Raw genomic sequence first — 17,392 nt, 5'->3', positions numbered from 1 at the left:
GGGCAACTGGCTATTGGTGAATTGTTTCTTGATGGAAGAACTTCTTTGTACCGTCTAGATCTAGGGCGACAAATGCTTGATTGCGCCGCCCAGCAAGGCAATACTGATGCTGCTTATTCCCTTGCATTAAACTATGAAGTACGTGATAAAAACTATAACCAAGCACTTAAATACTACCAACTAGCTATTCGTTATGGAAATGATAGATCTGCTTATCAACTTGCTAAAAGCTTTAATACATCAGACCCCAAAAATGAAATATATTATCTAGGGCAACACGTTGATCCTGAAAGGGTTCGTCGCTATAAAATGGTAGAACAAGCGCTTAAACGCAACCCTAGAGCAACCTTCCCCGACATTGACAAAATCGTTCCTCTTCCTCCCACCGAACTTCCTGAATGGGATGGCACCTTTGAATATCAAAAACAAGATAACCAATAAAAGGATCTTAGTATGCGAGCATTTGTTCGATTAGGCGATAAAACAACACATGGCGGTGAAGTCATCTCGGCCTCAGGATCTGTGATGTACGGAAAACCGATTGCGTTGGTTGGTGATAAAATTAACTGCCCCAAGAAAGGGCATGGTATCAATGCCATTTTACCCGGCTCCACCCGTATTGTTATATCCGGTCGTCAGGCCACATTACATGGTTTTCAGACTGAATGTGGCTGTACATTAATTGCCAGCTTGTCATCGTCAGGTGAGCAATCATGATAAGTTGGAATGTCCCCTCATTAGAGCACCCACCAAAACCTAAAATACCTCAATTGATGGTTTGGTTATTCATTATGTTTATTATTGGTATCTGTGGCTTTGGCTTGGGTATTTATCTATCCGAAAATGGAATGATACCGCCTAATATGGGAAATAGTGGGTTCATCCTAGTCTTTGTCGTCGCCCCCATTCTATTGACTTTTGCAATACGCTTACTTGTCTATTCACTAGCATCTTATCGCCATCAACTTTTTACCAATATGTTAGATGACGCTAAGCAGGAATGGCGTTATTGGGCAGATAAACACCTTGGAGTATTAGCACATTCACGGCTCACGCAAATTGATGAAGAGAACAATGGAAAACTCAATTTATCATCACTTACTCCCAATAAAGAAAATAAATTAACGTTGAATACACTGAAATCGTTACCGGAATGGGACAAGCCTGAAATCATGATCCAAACGTTATTATTACCTATAGCTGAGTATTATCAACAATATGGTCTTACACAACCTATCACCCTATATTGGCAAGCGGAGAAAGGCGATACCGACTGGCTGACATTAATTCAATATGAAACTGCGCGTTTATCATTAGATCTTGAGTCAGTTGAAGCATTGCCATACGAGTCTCTCAGTGAATGGCTATTAGCGCTTTATGACAAACCATTTGAGCCAAAATTATACGCAATTTTGGCTTTCCAGTTAAATTCATTGAAAGGAAGTGAAGAGGTCTCCAGTTTATTACTGGCACCTCAAGGGATCTATGAGCGTTTACGTACTCCAGTTAAAGCAAAATTGTTACGTCCTATCTCCACTGATGCTAATACGTTTTCTGATGCGCTAAAAACACAATGTGAATTTCAATGTTCAGGACAGAGATTAGATGGGATCTGGCAAAGTGGGATCACTGATAACAATAAAGGAACCTGTATAACAAGCTATACAGTACAGAATGTCGCCTATTTGTCTGAACATCTTTATGATACTGATATGTTTTTAGGTAAAGGGAGCATCGCCCGTCATGCGGTCGCTTTGTCGCTTGCTTGTGAATATCCCCATCATAATCTTGTTGTTTATCAGGATAAAGAGCGATATTTATTGCAGCAAGTTCGGGTTTAATGGTTTATGCACCCAAAATAATTCGAATTGCTTGTAGCCGCTGAGCGAATACCGCACTCAAGCAACTCGAATCATCAGCTTTTTATTGTTCAAGCATTAACTTATACAACCTATTTTTCTTTAAGCCGTATATTTCTGCCGTAATCGCGGCTGCTTTTTTTGGCGGTAATTCTTGCTGCAATAAATTCAATGTTCTGATGACATCAGGAGATATTTCATCTTCATCTTGATTGGCTTTATAACCTTCAACGATTAGAACCATTTCACCGCGATGGCGATTCTCATCTTCTTTTACCCATGCCAATAACTCACCGACAGGTCGCCCTTCTATCGATTCCCAAGTCTTTGTTATTTCACGCGCGAGGACAACATGACGCTCTGGCCCCCACACTTCAACCATGTCAGCTAAACTATCGAGTAGCCGATGTGTTGATTCATAGAAAATAAGTGTACGAGTTTCTTGCTCAAGTGCCTTTAAAACGTCTTTACGGCCTTTCGTTTTGGCAGGTAAAAAACCTTCGTAGCAAAAGCGATCAGATGGTAAACCCGCTGCACTCAGCGCGGTAATAGCGGCACAAGCGCCCGGTAGTGGGATAACACGAATACCAGCTTCACGACAACGAGTGACTAAATGATAGCCAGGATCGTTAATTAAAGGTGTACCTGCATCGGAAACTAATGCGATACTATCGCCCTGTTGAAGTCTGCTAATTAATTGATCTGCCTTCTGCTGTTCATTATGATCATGCAAGGCAAACATACGCGCATTAATGGCAAAATTCTGCAATAGCATTCCCGAATGCCGTGTGTCTTCTGCAGCGACAAGGTCAACATGTTTAAGAACATCCAGCGCACGTTGCGTGATATCGCCCATATTACCGATAGGGGTCGGCACAATATACAGCGTGGATGCCATAACCACTGCTTGATTAGGTTGATTCATTGTTTCATCCGAATAGCCGGTTTAAAATTAAGCAACTGAAAATACACCACTGGATACAGTATGCGTCCTTCAATTTTTTTGCATGTAAAAAAAGGGTTAATCTGCACAGCAATGCTATCTGCTTTAGCGTTGTCTGGCTGTCAACTCACTGGGGATAACCAAGCACCAACAGCCCCAACAACGCCTGAACAAATTAGCTCTGAAGTGAGTCGTTATCAGTCTATCATTGATTCCGCACAGGGTAAGCCTTCTATTGAGGTTCTACGTGCTTATATTAGCCAAGAACCGTTGTTAACTGAGCAAGCTGCACATCAAGCCAATATTGATGGCATGTGGCAAATGTTAACACAGATGACCCCTGATCAGGTTCAGGGAATTGGTGCTGAAGAAAATACGTTAGCGGGTTGGGTCGACCTTCTCGATATTTACCTCAACAATCGAGATGATGCCGATACACTGCGCGCAGGCATTGAGGATTGGAAGATTCGCTATCCGAATAATCCTGCCGTACAAACGCCACCTAATCAGCTCATTCAATCAATGATGCCACCAGTTGGAAAAACACCAAAAATTGCGCTATTCCTACCGATGAGTGGGCAAGGTAAAGTTTTTGGTGAAGCTATCATGCAAGGCTTTATGGATGCGCAAAAAGGTTTACCACAAGCTCCAACTTCTCAACCCGCATCAACAACAGCATCTGTGCCTGAACAAAGCAAGAGTGATGATGTTTTAGAACAAATTTATGCTGAGGTTGCCGCAACCACAGGCAACAGTCCAGCAACCAATGATACAGATGTAGTAAATTCATCATTAAGCATTGCCGCGGTGCCGACTAATACACAAACTGTCAAAGTATTTGATACAACGGGTAAACAGATCCCTCAGCTACTGCAACAAGCACAAAACGAAGGGTTCAATTTAGTCGTTGGGCCGCTGCTTAAAACAGATGTACAAACTATCGCACAGACAAGTTCACCATTAAGCATTCTTGCTCTGAATGAATTAGATGCTGACAAGTTACAGCCTCGCCCTAATTTATGCTATTTTTCATTATCGCCTGAAGATGAAGCAAAAAATGCCGCTGCACACATGATGGTTGATGGCAAACATGCACCACTAATTTTGGTCCCATCTAATGACTTTGGTGAACGAGTGGCTAAAGCATTTGCCGAAGAATGGCAATCTAAAGGTGGATCAACTGTACTGAAGCAATCTTTTGGCTCAATCCCTTCATTGAAAGAGTCTATTAATCGTGGTGTCGGCATTAATATGACGGGTACGCCCGTTATTGTGGATACACCTGTCGTGGGTAAATCGGTTAATGAGCAAAATTATCCAGCCATTTCTCAGCCTCAACCTGAAATAACGTCTTCAGGCGCTATAGATGCGGTTTATATTGTTGCAACTCAAGATGAGTTAACGCTAATAAAACCAATGATTGAAATGGCCATAAGTACCAAGCAACGCCCAGCCTTGTATGCTAGCTCTCGTAGTAACCAAGCAGGAAGTGGTGCTGATTATCGTTTTGAAATGGATGGCGTTAAATTCAGTGATATTCCATTGCTAGCGGGTGCAAACAATAATTTGCGTAAACAAGCTCAGCAAAAACTGAACAATGACTATTCGCTATTCCGCCTATATGCATTAGGAATTGATGCTTGGTCACTGGCAAATAACTATGACCAATTACAGCAAAATTCACAATTTAATTTACAAGGGGCATCTGGCACCTTAACCGTAAAAGAAAACTGTGTTGTTTATCGTGATCTGCCTTGGTTGCAATTCAGTAAAGGGCAAGTCAATTTGGCCAAATAATGTTGCCGTGCAATTAGGATGATTGCCATACTTTTCAGACAAGGACGTCATGCAACCTCTCAAAAAAACATTAAAATGGTTAACTGGCCGGTACTATGAAAATCAAGTACTGGCTTTCCTGCAACAACAGGGGTTAACATTCATTGAACGTAATGCCAGAAACCGCCATGGTGAAATTGATCTTATTATGCGCGATGATACTGGATGGGTATTTGTTGAAGTGCGTTTTCGTCAAGACAAGCAGTATGGTGGTGCACTGTTATCAATAGATCGGTGCAAGCGAAGAAAACTTATCGCAGCCGCTAAATATTGGCTTGCCGAGAAACAAGAAAGCTTCGAAACTACCGCTTGTCGCTTTGATATCTGTGCAATTACTGAAAATCAGTTTGAATGGATACAAAATGCCTTTAACGATAGTGAACATGTTGGTTAATTTCACAGGAAAATAAGCAAGTGCTGGATAGAATTAAAGTCTGTTTTACAGAGAGTATTCAAACTCAGATAGCAGCAGCAGAAGCTCTGCCAGATGCAATATCACGCGCAGCAATGATGATGGTTCAATCACTGCTCAACGGCAACAAAATTTTGTGCTGTGGTAATGGGGCCTCTGCTGCAACAGCACAACGCTTTGCGACCAGTATGATCCATCGATTTGAAACTGAACGTCCAAGTCTCCCTGCACTCGCTCTTAATACGGACAACGCAGTTTTAACCGCAATTTCTAGTAGTAAGCAGCCTACTGAAATATATGCTAAACAGGTAAGAGCATTAGGTCAGCATGGTGATGTTTTGTTGGCTATCTCAACGCATGGTAATAGCAGCGATATTATCAAAGCTGTTGAAGCTGCGGTAACACGTGATATGACGATTGTAGCACTGACAGGCTATGATGGAGGGGAGCTTGCTGGCCTATTAGGGCCACAAGATGTTGAAATTCGTATCCCATCCCAGCGTAGTGTCAGAATTCAGGAAGTTCACCTTCTTACAGTGAATTGTCTCTGTGATCTCATTGATAATACACTTTTTCCCCATCAGGATGATTAAGGAGCAAAAATGCGATTACTCCCAATAGCTGCCATATTATTGAGTATGACGATGCTACAAGGCTGTATCGGCGCTGCGGTTGTCGGTTCTGCTGCTATTGCTACTAAGAGTGCAACTGATCCACGTTCTGTCGGTCAGCAAGTTGATGATGGCACACTAGAAGCTCGCGTTAGTGGCGAGCTCAATAAAGATAAAGATATCACCGGTAAAGCACGTATTATCGCAACTGCCTATAAAGGAAACGTTTTACTCTCAGGGCAAAGCCCTGACCTATCATGGGCTGAACGAGCAAAACAGATAGCATCGAGAGTTGATGGCACCAGTGCGGTCTATAATGAAGTACGCCAAGGTGAGCCGGTTGATTTAGGAACGGCATCAAAAGATACATGGCTAACAACTAAGATTAAATCGAAGATCCTCACGAGCGATACCGTGAAATCGTCAAACGTGAAGGTGATAACTGAAAATGGTGAAGTCTTCTTGTTGGGCGTTCTAACAAAACAAGAAGGTGATGCTGCCGCGAAAATTGCCAGTGAAACAGATGGAGTTCGTCGCGTTACAACTGCTTTCACCTATCTCAATTAATAATAAACAATAATATATAGTTATAACAACAAAGGCCATGACTAGAAATTCATGGCTTTTTTATTTTGTGGGACCTATATGATTATTTTTCAGATAATTCTTACCACCTAATAAGCTCATCTGATGAAGGATCCAAGCTTGCCTTTTTAAGACATAAGATGATGGACTTTTAACCTTAAATCTATGTGGGTTTGGTAGAACTGCTGCTAACAAAGCCGCTTCCTCCATAGTCAATTGATTTGCTGACTTTTTAAAGAATTGTTTTGATGCTTCTTCAACCCCAAAAACCCCATCTCCAAACTCCACTATATTTAAATAAACAGTAAGTATCCTTGTTTTTGACCATGTAACCTCCATAATTGGTGTCATGACCGTTTCAATCCCTTTTCTAAACCAACTTCTACCATCCCATAACCATAAGTTTTTAACTGTTTGTTGTGAGATCGTTGAAGCCCCTCTAACTGTACTTTTTTTAGCCGAATTATGTTTTAAAGCGCTTTCAATTGCATCAATATCAAAACCCCAATGATGTGGAAAATTTTGATCTTCTGCTGCGATTACAGCCAAGTATAAATAGGGAGAAATGTGATTTTCATTCACCCATTCAGATCGTGATACATAAGAAAAATTTAAGTCTATCCAAGCTGATAATTGTCGTTCAATCATGACAGCAGAAAATGGTACTGGTACGTATTTAAACGTAATTACAGTACCAAACCAAAAAACGATTAACAAAAGAAAAACTCTCTTTAACCAATACCATGTTCGAGACAATACGATTCCCATTCCGTTAATCACACCATTTCTAATACTTTCTCAACAAGTTTATTAATACCGAGCTCAGCATCCGAAATAGATTGTGCCAGCATATATGCAGGTGTTGTAACAACTTTATTAGTATGATCTACTACAATATTGTCAACAGAACAGGGAATATGCTTACCACCCATTTTTTCAATTTGAATGATTATTTCTTTATCATCACCAATTGTTAATTCAACTGATGTATTTAACATTTTAGGAAGCATCACGGGGGCAATACACATCAGCCCAAGCGGTTTTTTCTGCTCATGCATTTTTCGGACTAAACTTAATAGTTCCTTATTAATTTCACAGTCACTTCCTTTCATTGCGAAATCACATAAATTCTTTGCTGCACCGAAACCACCTGGTATTATGAGAGCATCTAGCTTATTGGCATCCGCAGACGACAAAGGTGCTATTTTACCACGAGAAATACGAGCAGCCTCTTCCATTTGATTGCGATTTTCTTTTTTTTCTTCACCTGTAATATGATTAATAACAGTAGCTTGATTTTCATTAGGCGCAAAAAAGTGAACTTCAGCATTGTTTTTACTTAAAGCAAGCATAGTTAATACTGATTCATGAATCTCACTTCCATCAAAAACACCGCATCCACTCAAAATAACCGCAATTGATTTCATATCTGGCTCCATTTGTAGTAAATTGTATCTCAACCGCTAAAAGAGAATAAACATCAATCTTCATCACAGATTTTAATGAATCTTGTAACAAAAACGCTAATATTTGGTATCTTGGTGTTATCCTCTTAGGCAGTAAATAGGTTTTAAAGATCTACCCCCCAAAAAAAATATAGGTGGATCAACGATTTCCCTGGTGTTGGCGCAGTATTCGCGCACCCCAACTTCGGTTGGGGTTATTTTTTGGTACGTACATCAACATAGTTTCTCAAACTTTCTATATCTGACTTCCAATCTTGCTTTAACTCATCAACCCATTCTTGAACATTATCCCACCAAGCAGGCAGTTCTGGTGATTGAATTTGTTGTGCGATTCTTTGTAGATTTTTCAACCCGATAGAACCCGCTGCACCTTTAATTTTATGGCCTTCTTCAACAATACCTTTTTGGTCTTTTGCCACCATATTCGAATCAAGGATAGCAAGATAGCCGGGTAACATTTTTTCGAAAACTTCAAGACCATCATAAATTAATTTAGGCCCCACTAGCTCAAGGTACTGCTCTAACATGTCACAATCTAACACCGACTCATTCGTATCAGTGGAAACGTTCTCAGCGCGCTCCTGAACATGTTCATGCGTATTCTCACCCCAATATTGCTCAATCACTTGTGTCAGCGCAGAAACGGATAAGGGCTTACTCAGTACATCATCCATTCCAGCATCGAAGTACTCTTTTTTATCCTTCAACACATTTGCGGTGAGTGCTATCAATGGTGGTAAATCGTTTTTTTGGTAACGCTTATTCAATTCACGCGCAATATCCATTCCCGTCATATCGGGAAGTTGGATATCCAGTAAAACTAAATCGTATTCTCCGGGTGTAAACATCGATAAAGCATCTTGGCCATTCATAGCAACATCAACTGAGTTACCTAAGTTTTCAAGTACTGAACGCGCAACAACCACATTCAGCTCAATATCTTCTACGAGCAAAATATGTAAAGCAGGTAATGGGTAATCCTCTTCGATTTCTTGCGTATCGATAATTTCTTCTTCAATAACTGGTGCTACGATAGAAAGTGTAAAGGTTGAACCTTTACCAATCTCACTTTCAACCTGAATGTCTCCCCCCATATTTTGGGCTAAGCGACGTGATACAGCTAGCCCAATACCCGTCCCTGTAGCAGGCTTTCCACCAGCGCTATCAGTCACTTGATAATACATAGCAAAAATTTTATCGAGTTCATCCTTCGGTATACCAATTCCACTATCACTAACACGGAAGAACAGTTTATTATCACTTTCACGCCATATACTTAGCTTAACTTTGCCATTTTGTGTAAATTTGACGGCATTGCCGATCAGGTTCCATAAAATTTGACGTAATCGAGTACCATCTGTTAGCACTTTTTCTGGAAGTTCTGCCGCAACATCCATGACAAAATTGAGCCCTTTAGGCTGTACTAATAAACCACTTAAATTATTTAAATCATTAACAAATTCAGGTAGCGAAACGGGCTGATTATCAAGTTGAACTTTACGGCGTTCAATCTTATCCATTTCGATGACGTCATTAAAAATATTCCCCAATGTGACAGCGCTGACATAAACCGTTTTGAGGTAGCTTGTTTGTTCTGAGGTCAGTTCTGTATCTAGGAGGATACGCGTTAATCCGACAATGCCGTTAAGTGGCGTACGAAGCTCGTGGCTAATCGTTGAGATGAAAGTCGTCTTATCCCTACTAGCATTCTCTAACGCTTCTTGATAACGCTTACGTTCCGTTATATCGCGCCCAAAGCCCATAAGCCCATGTCGTTTTCCGACCCGATCATAAAACGGTACTTTTCGAAGTTCGAAACATGCTTTTCGCCCGTCAGGGTAAACTAGCCATTGTTCGTAGGTTAACGATACATTATGCCGAAAAACTTTTTCATCGGTTTCCATCACTTTAGATGCGATTTCAACATCATAAATATCCAATGGAGTTAACCCAACAAGATGTTTCTCACTTTTGCCAGTCAGCAATTCCATTGCACGGTTACATCCTGAAAACTCATTGTTTTCATTACGGTAATAAACTAAATCTGGAGAGGCATCAAGGAAAGATCGCAATAATACAGACTGCTGCTCAAGCTCAATTTGAGTCTGTTCACGATGTTTCATCTCTTGCTTTAGTTGCTCAAGCAATTCAAGGTGTGCGCTTTCTGCTTTTTCTCGCTCACTAATTTCTTGGTTTAACTGTTCAATATTTCCTTGTAGTTGAGTATTTAGTTGCGCATCACGTTTGCGCATGACTTCCAGTTTATCAACCATGCGAGAAAGGCGTTGGCGAGACTCTTCAAGTTGCTCAACAACAACGGATAAAAAATAGACTGCCAAAGGCGTAATAATCAGACCAAAAAAAATGGAACCAACCAAATCAACACTATTAACCTGCCCTCTCAACACAATGGTAACGGCCATTTGCATAATCATTGCAAGAATAACCAAAGCTGATGCAAGCAAAAGAGAGAATCTGACTAACCCCAGCTTCATCATTAGGTCGACATAATATTGCGCAAGACCGCGAAGTACTTTCATAACCACCCCTTAATTTGATTCTCATTGAATCATATATCAAATATGGCAAATTCGAATGTTCGTTAATAAAAAATGTCGATCCTGCTCATTAAAAGTGGCTATTTTTAGCTGAATCGCAAAACTTTTATCATTAAATCTAATTATTGTATTGATATTAAATTTAGGCTATTTAAAAAATAATTAAGATTTATATTTATCTCTGCCATATTCATTTCAATGCGACTTAAAATTACAGTTCGCGAAAAAACAACCAAAACTTATCCTGAAAAACGGCCGCTAAATCTTTAGCGAGAGCGTCATTTATCGCTTAAAGGCAACTTTAATTATTTTGTATAAAATAAACTTAAACTCAAATAACCACACAAAGAATGCCAATAAAAAAATATTTTTCAATAACATAAGCATTTGTGATGGTGGCTTACCATATTATTAAATTTATAAAACAACAAAAAACAGAATATAAAACCAGACGTAGACAGAAACTAAGTTTATAACGCCAACTAATAAGTTAAATTCAACAGAGTAACAATAAGAAAACCCAACTTGACAGTGATGTGTGTCACAGTATTTTTAAAAGTAAGACCTCTATCACAAAAGCATTTTTGGTGACTTTTTCTTTCTTTATCAAATAAATGACATTATTTTATCTTGCAAATAATGTTTATTACGCGCTATTTGACCTAGAAAAAAAATCTCGCTAATTTAAAACCTTACCGTGTGCCGCCCTCTCTTCTGATGACGTATACATAACTGTTCATCCCATACACGCAGTTTATATTTATTAATAACGGATAACAGCGACTCACTGGCGCTGCTGTTTTGTGTGCGCGGAAGACTTACCACGGAATTAGTGAGCAATAGCAATAAATAGGCGACAAGAGAGCAGATCCCTAGAAGCATAAGATATCACTGGGGTGAGAGAACATAGCCAACAATGTTGTAGCGTGAAAAATACAAGAGTTCATTCTCCTAAAGATTTCACGCGACAACTAGGCGACAAGAGAGCGAATCCCTAGGAGCATAGGATAACTATGTGACTAGGGTGAGAGACCGTAGGCAACAACGTTGTAGCGCGAAAGATGACGGAGAATGTATGTTGTATGATAAAAGGCTTGAAAAAGACAATTGCGGCTTCGGACTTATTGCCCATATAGAAGGCGAACCTAGCCATAAAATAGTCAGAACAGCGATTCATGCTCTCGCTAGAATGCAGCATCGTGGCGCGATACTCGCCGATGGAAAAACGGGGGATGGGTGCGGATTATTATTACAAAAACCTGACCGTTTTTTTCATTTAGTCGCAGAGGAAAACGGCTGGCGACTCGCTCGAAACTATGCTGTCGGTATGATCTTTTTAAGTCAAGATGAGGCAATTGCTTCCGAGTGTCGCAGAATTATTGAAGAAGAAATCCTTGATGAAACGCTTGCTATTGTCGGCTGGCGTAAAGTTCCTATTAACCGCGACATCCTTGGTAGCATTGCACTTTCTAGCCTACCTCAAATAGAACAAGTCTTTATCAATGCCCCTGCGGGATGGCGTCCTCGTGATCTTGAAAGGCGTTTATTCATTGCTCGTCGTCGTATCGAAAAGCGCATTAGTGATAGTGATTTTTATATTTGTAGCCTGTCTAACCTTGTGACCATTTACAAAGGGTTATGTATGGCGGCAGACTTACCACGCTTTTACCCAGATCTCGCTGATTTACGCATGGAATCAGCGATTTGCTTATTCCATCAGCGTTTTTCAACCAATACAGTTCCACGCTGGCCATTAGCACAACCATTCCGCTATTTAGCACACAATGGCGAAATTAATACCATTACAGCTAACCGCCAGTGGGCGCGCGCGCGCTCATACAAATTTCGTACGCCACTAATACCTGACTTGCAATCTGCGGCCCCCTTTGTCAATGAAACAGGTTCAGATTCTAGCTCCCTCGATAATATGCTTGAGCTGTTACTCAGTGGTGGTATGGATTTAGTTCGTGCAATCCGTTTATTGGTTCCACCTGCTTGGCAAAATAATCCAGATATGGATGAAGATCTCAAAGCTTTCTTTGATTTCAATTCAATGCATATGGAGCCTTGGGATGGTCCAGCTGGGCTTGTTATGTCAGATGGGCGTTTCGCTGCCTGTAATCTTGATAGAAACGGCTTGCGTCCCGCTCGTTATGTCATCACCAAAGATAAACTCATTACCTGTGCGTCTGAAGTCGGTATCTGGGATTACCAACCCGATGAAGTAGTACAAAAAGGCCGTGTTGGCCCCGGTGAGCTGATGCTTATCGATACCCAAGAAGGGCGGATCCTACATAGCGCGGAAACCGACCATGACTTAAAAAGCCGTCATCCATATAAATTGTGGCTTGAAAAAAACGTGATCCGCCTGAAGCCTTTCGAAGCAATGGAACAAGCTGAAGAGGCTGTTGGCCATCGTTCGATGGATAACCAAACCCTCGCTGCTTATCAAAAACAGTTTGCTTACAGCAGCGAAGAACTTGATCAGCTCATTCGTGTATTAGGCGAAAATGGTCAGGAGGCAACAGGCTCAATGGGCGATGACACTCCTTTTGCAGTGCTTTCTCAACGCCCACGTATCCTCTATGACTATTTCCGCCAAATGTTTGCGCAGGTGACTAACCCACCGATTGACCCACTGAGAGAAGCACATGTCATGTCACTCGCTACCTGTATTGGTCGCGAAATGAATGTTTTTTGTGAAGCTGAAGGGCAAGCACATAGATTAAGCTTTAAATCGCCTATTTTACTCTATTCCGACTTTCAACAGTTATGTGAACAAGATAGCCGCTACTACAAAACAGAAGTTGTGGACATAACCTACCAACCGGCTGTTCATTCATTAAAACAAGCTATTGAAAACCTCTGCCAAGAGGCTCAGCAAAAAGTGCGTGATGGCGCGGTATTATTAGTTCTTTCCGATCGCCAAATTTCACCAGATCGCCTACCTATTCCAGCAGCAATGGCGATTGGTGCAGTGCACCATGCCTTAGTTGAAAACAATTTACGCTGCGATGCTAACTTAATTATTGAAACCGCAAGTGCAAGAGATCCACATCATTTTGCGGTATTATTAGGCTTTGGCGCGACCGCTATTTATCCTTACTTAGCCTATGAATCATTAGCTGCGATGGCCGAAAATCAACTTTTTGATAAGCCACTCGCAAATGTTATGTTGAATTATCGCAATGGTATTAATAAAGGGCTGTATAAAATCATGTCGAAGATGGGTATTTCGACAATTGCCTCTTACCGTTGTGCAAAATTATTTGAAGCAGTTGGTTTACATGAAGAAATTACTGAGCTGTGTTTTAACGGTGTAGTTAGCCGATTAAGTGGCGCTAGCTTTAGTGATTTTGAATTAGATTTATTTAATTTATCACGTAAAGCATGGTTGCCTCGTTTACCAATAGAACAAGGCGGGCTACTCAAATATAGCCACAATGGTGAATACCACGCTTATAATCCTGATGTAGTCAAAACATTACAGGAAGCGGTTCATAGTGGCGATTATGATGATTATCTGAAATATGCTCAGTTAGTCAATAACCGCCCGACAACAACTTTTCGTGACCTACTGTCATTGAAAACGACAAATAATGCCATTTCACTTGCTGACGTCGAACCAGAAGAAGCTTTATTCTCACGTTTTGACACTGCGGCCATGTCAATTGGTGCTCTTAGCCCTGAAGCACATGAAGCTCTAGCTATTGCGATGAATACATTAGGTGGCTTCTCTAATTCAGGAGAAGGTGGTGAAGATCCAGCACGTTACGGAACTCTAAAACGTTCCCGTATTAAGCAAGTTGCTTCAGGTCGATTTGGTGTAACACCCGCTTATCTAGTCAATGCCGATGTTATTCAAATCAAAGTAGCTCAAGGTGCAAAACCGGGTGAAGGTGGTCAGCTTCCAGGTGATAAGGTAACTCCTTATATTGCACGGTTACGCTATTCGGTACCGGGTGTTACCTTAATCTCACCACCACCACATCATGATATTTATTCGATTGAAGACTTGGCACAGCTGATTTTTGACCTCAAACAAGTCAACCCACAGGCGTTAATCTCGGTTAAATTAGTCTCTGAGCCGGGTGTAGGTACTATTGCAACTGGGGTTGCTAAAGCTTATGCCGATTTGATTACCGTTGCTGGGTATGATGGCGGAACAGGAGCCAGTCCAATCTCATCTGTAAAGTACGCTGGCTGCCCATGGGAGCTTGGCCTTGTTGAAACTCAGCAGGCGCTTGTTGCCAACGGCCTTCGTCATAAAATTCGCTTACAAACTGATGGCGGTCTCAAAACAGGGCTTGATATCATCAAAGCTGCTATCTTAGGGGCTGAAAGTTTTGGCTTCGGTACAGGTCCAATGGTCGCTCTTGGCTGTAAATACTTACGAATTTGCCATCTCAATAACTGTGCGACAGGGGTAGCAACTCAAGATGATACGTTGAGACAACATCATTATCATGGTTTGCCTGAACGCGTGATCAACTACTTCCGCTTTATTGCGAGAGAAACCCGTGAATTGATGGCAGCTATTGGTGTCACTAAGCTCACTGATTTAATTGGTCGTACTGATTTGCTCGAAATTATTGAAGGTACAACAGCAAAACAAAATAAAATTAACCTGCATAGCTTGTTAGAAACGAGTGAACCACATGTAGGTGCCGCGGTCTTTTGTACGGAAACCAATCCACCTTTTGATGAAGGCTTATTGAATCAACGCATTATACGTGATGCTGAACCTTATTTGGCACAACAACAATCCAAAGCATTTTTCTACGATATCATGAATACTGATCGTTCAATTGGCGCGACATTATCTGGTGAGATTGCTCGTCGCTTTGGTGACCAAGGTTTTGCAGCAACGCCATTACAACTGAATTTTACAGGAACCGCAGGACAAAGCTTTGGTGTCTGGAATGCAGGTGGTGTCGAGTTGCTGTTAACTGGCGATGCCAATGATTATGTGGGCAAAGGAATGACGGGGGGGATTATCGCCATTCGCCCTCCAGTTGGCTCGTCATTTGCCACCCATAAAACAACTATTGCGGGCAATACCTGTCTTTATGGTGCAACTGGCGGTAAATTTTATGCTGCAGGTCTTGCTGGTGAACGTTTTGCTGTACGTAATTCAGGTGCAACAGCAGTCATCGAAGGTATCGGTGATAACGGCTGTGAATATATGACTGGTGGGATAGTCTGCGTACTTGGCAACACTGGTATTAACTTTGGTGCTGGTATGACTGGCGGCTTTGCGTATGTTCTTGATGAAAAAGATACTTTCTCACGCCGTGTTAATTCAGAAATGGTTGAGCTTTTATCGGTGAATGATTTGCCTATCCATGCAGAGCATTTACGAGGACTAATTACTGAGCATGTCCGTCTGACTCATTCAACTCATGCTGAAACCATTTTAGCGAATTGGCAACACTGGGTAAGTCGTTTTGTACTGGTTAAACCAAAATCAAGTGATATTAATGCGCTGTTAGGTCATCGTAGCCGTTCCGCGGCTGAACTACGCGTTCAAGCACAGTAAGGAGAAAAAAATGAGCCAGAATGTTTATCAATTTATCGACTTACAACGTGTTGATCCACCTAAAAAAACATTGAATATCCGTAAAATTGAATTTGTTGAAATTTACGAGCCATTTAATGCCATTCAGGTACAAACACAGGCTGATCGCTGCCTTTCATGCGGCAATCCTTACTGTGAGTGGAAATGCCCTGTTCATAACTATATTCCTAATTGGTTAAAATTGGCTAATGAAGGGCGAATTATCGAAGCAGCAGAGCTTTCTCATCAAACTAATAGCTTGCCGGAAGTGTGTGGACGCGTTTGTCCGCAAGATCGTTTATGTGAAGGTGCATGTACTCTGAATGATGACTTTGGTGCAGTGACTATCGGTAATATTGAGCGTTACATTAATGATACCGCATTTGCAATGGGCTGGCGCCCTGACCTATCCAATGTGGTACCCGTCAATAAACGCGTTGCTATTATTGGTGCGGGTCCCGCTGGTCTTGCATGTGCAGATGTGTTAGCTCGCAATGGTGCACAAACGACCGTTTATGATCGTCATCCTGAAATAGGTGGTTTACTCACTTTTGGAATACCTGCATTTAAGCTTGAAAAAGAAATTATGACTCGTCGCAGGGAAATTTTCACCTCGATGGGAATTGAATTCAAACTCAATACCGAAATAGGCAAAGATATCTCCTTAAACAGCTTGATAGAGGAATATGACGCGGTATTTATTGGCACAGGAACCTATCAGTCAACCAAAGGGCAAATAGCCAATGAAGATGCTGAAGGTGTATATGATGCACTTCCTTATCTTATTGCTAACACGCGTCAACTAATGGGATTTGCTGATGAATCCAATACGCCTTATACCGACCTCAAAAACAAGCACGTTGTCGTGCTCGGGGGCGGTGATACTGCAATGGACTGCGTACGTACAGCAATTCGACAAGGTGCAACAAAAGTGAGCTGTGCTTATCGACGAGATGAAGCCAATATGCCAGGTTCACCAAGAGAAGTGAAAAATGCGCGTGAAGAAGGTGCAGAATTTATCTTTAACTTGCAGCCAGTTAGCATTGAAGTCGACCAACAAGGCAAAGTATGTGGTGTTAAAGTAGTGAATACCCGTATAGCAAGCACTAAAAATGGTCGCTCTCAAGTGGAAATCATCGAAGATTCAGAGCACTTTTTACCGGCAGATGCTGTGATCACCGCTTTTGGCTTCCGTCCTCATGCGATGCCTTGGCTAATCGAACATGATGTTCAGTTGGATAATCAAGGAAGAATTATCGCTAATAGCGAAGCACTGCTTCCGTATCAAACATCGAATCCAAAGATATTTGCTGGCGGTGATATCGTTCGAGGTTCAGATTTAGTCGTCACGGCTATTGCTGAAGGGCGTAAAGCTGCTGATGGAATTTTATGTTACATGGGCGTGTGATTGCCTAGCATTAATTAATTGAAATGAAATGGCAGAGGGAATCCCTCTCTGTCTATCATTTATATCCTAATCATCGAAATTCCAAGGATATAAAAAAACCTCATAACATAATGAAATTAAATGTGTTTTTAATATTAAATTAGTTATAATCGACTAA

The 17,392-nt window shown here is 41.2% G+C and carries 13 protein-coding genes; 9 read left to right on the top strand and 4 right to left on the bottom strand.

The features are described 5' to 3' along the window. The 3 genes from OOA_RS13230 to OOA_RS13220 form a co-directional block, all read left to right on the top strand. Nucleotides 1–441, top strand: a 441-nt coding sequence (locus OOA_RS13230; protein ID WP_008912661.1) for a DUF6396 domain-containing protein, incomplete at its 5' end; no start/stop codon positions are given. Between the two features lie 12 nt (nt 442–453). Then, nucleotides 454–717 (top strand): PAAR domain-containing protein, encoded by a 264-nt coding sequence (locus tag OOA_RS13225; RefSeq protein ID WP_008912660.1) that lies wholly within the window; start codon nt 454–456, stop codon nt 715–717. Further along, complete coding sequence (locus OOA_RS13220; protein WP_008912659.1) at nt 714–1,841, top strand: hypothetical protein; 1,128 nt, start codon at nt 714–716, stop codon at nt 1,839–1,841. Before OOA_RS13225 ends, OOA_RS13220 begins: the two co-directional genes overlap by 4 nt. Nucleotides 1,842–1,923: 82 nt before the next feature. Here the strand turns inward: OOA_RS13220 and rsmI are convergent, their stop codons facing one another. Continuing rightward, complete coding sequence (gene rsmI / locus OOA_RS13215) at nt 1,924–2,784, bottom strand: 16S rRNA (cytidine(1402)-2'-O)-methyltransferase (protein WP_008912658.1); 861 nt, start codon at nt 2,782–2,784, stop codon at nt 1,924–1,926. A 60-nt stretch (nt 2,785–2,844) separates the two neighbouring features. On the opposite strand from rsmI, the gene OOA_RS13210 reads away from it, so the two are divergent. From OOA_RS13210 to dolP, 4 genes are read left to right on the top strand one after another with little or no spacing between them, the layout of a single operon-like run. Continuing rightward, nucleotides 2,845–4,599, top strand: a complete 1,755-nt coding sequence (locus OOA_RS13210) for a penicillin-binding protein activator (RefSeq protein WP_008912657.1) — start codon at nt 2,845–2,847, stop codon at nt 4,597–4,599. Between the two features lie 49 nt (nt 4,600–4,648). After that, a complete protein-coding gene (locus tag OOA_RS13205) occupies nt 4,649–5,032 on the top strand; it encodes a YraN family protein (RefSeq protein ID WP_008912656.1) in 384 nt (127 codons plus the stop codon). A gap of 20 nt (nt 5,033–5,052) precedes the next feature. Then, on the top strand, nt 5,053–5,643 hold the full coding sequence (gene diaA / locus OOA_RS13200; RefSeq protein WP_008912655.1) for a DnaA initiator-associating protein DiaA: 591 nt from the start codon (nt 5,053–5,055) through the stop codon (nt 5,641–5,643). A gap of 9 nt (nt 5,644–5,652) precedes the next feature. Next, a complete protein-coding gene (gene dolP / locus OOA_RS13195; protein WP_008912654.1) occupies nt 5,653–6,228 on the top strand; it encodes a division/outer membrane stress-associated lipid-binding lipoprotein in 576 nt (191 codons plus the stop codon). Between the two features lie 60 nt (nt 6,229–6,288). Here dolP and mtgA read toward each other — a convergent pair whose 3' ends face one another. The 3 genes from mtgA to arcB form a co-directional block, all read right to left on the bottom strand. Further along, on the bottom strand, nt 6,289–7,014 hold the full coding sequence (gene mtgA, locus OOA_RS13190) for a monofunctional biosynthetic peptidoglycan transglycosylase (RefSeq protein ID WP_040691462.1): 726 nt from the start codon (nt 7,012–7,014) through the stop codon (nt 6,289–6,291). A gap of 8 nt (nt 7,015–7,022) precedes the next feature. Then, nucleotides 7,023–7,673, bottom strand: coding sequence for an isoprenoid biosynthesis glyoxalase ElbB (elbB, locus tag OOA_RS13185; protein WP_008912652.1), 651 nt, complete (start codon nt 7,671–7,673; stop codon nt 7,023–7,025). A gap of 233 nt (nt 7,674–7,906) precedes the next feature. Beyond that, nucleotides 7,907–10,252, bottom strand: coding sequence for an aerobic respiration two-component sensor histidine kinase ArcB (gene arcB, locus OOA_RS13180; protein ID WP_008912651.1), 2,346 nt, complete (start codon nt 10,250–10,252; stop codon nt 7,907–7,909). Nucleotides 10,253–11,345: 1,093 nt separating this feature from the next. On the opposite strand from arcB, the gene gltB reads away from it, so the two are divergent. Continuing rightward, the gene (gltB, locus tag OOA_RS13175) at nt 11,346–15,809 is read left to right on the top strand and encodes a glutamate synthase large subunit (RefSeq protein WP_008912650.1); all 4,464 of its coding nucleotides are present in this window, start codon (nt 11,346–11,348) and stop codon (nt 15,807–15,809) included. A gap of 10 nt (nt 15,810–15,819) precedes the next feature. Beyond that, nucleotides 15,820–17,235, top strand: a complete 1,416-nt coding sequence (locus OOA_RS13170; protein ID WP_008912649.1) for an FAD-dependent oxidoreductase — start codon at nt 15,820–15,822, stop codon at nt 17,233–17,235. The last annotated feature ends 157 nt before the right edge of the window (nt 17,236–17,392 follow it).

The organism is Providencia burhodogranariea DSM 19968 (assembly GCF_000314855.2).
In the GTDB taxonomy this organism is placed as follows: domain Bacteria; phylum Pseudomonadota; class Gammaproteobacteria; order Enterobacterales; family Enterobacteriaceae; genus Providencia; species Providencia burhodogranariea.
This window is presented reverse-complemented; position numbering and strand designations above follow the sequence as displayed.